The following is a 244-nucleotide window of genomic DNA, read 5'->3' as shown; positions in this document are numbered from 1 at the left end:
ACCGGATATCCTCCAGCGCCAGCAGCTTGCGGGCCGCCTCCTGGGCCCGCAGGTAGGCTGCCCGGGACATTGCCAGGAACAGGGTGGTGTTCTTATAGATCCGTGGCCCGGAAGCGTGGTTGTCCTGCACGACGTGGTAGCTCCGCTCCAGGGCGGCTTTATCGTCGTGTGGCGCGTCGGGTCCAAGCACCACAAGCTTGAGGCTGTGGTTATCCGGCACGTCCCGGTGGCTGGAGGGCCATAC

It is taken from the genome of Chloracidobacterium sp. (assembly GCA_025057975.1).
Lineage (GTDB): Bacteria > Acidobacteriota > Blastocatellia > Chloracidobacteriales > Chloracidobacteriaceae > Chloracidobacterium.
The sequence above is the reverse complement of the archived record's forward strand: the minus strand, read 5'-3'. Positions refer to the sequence as shown.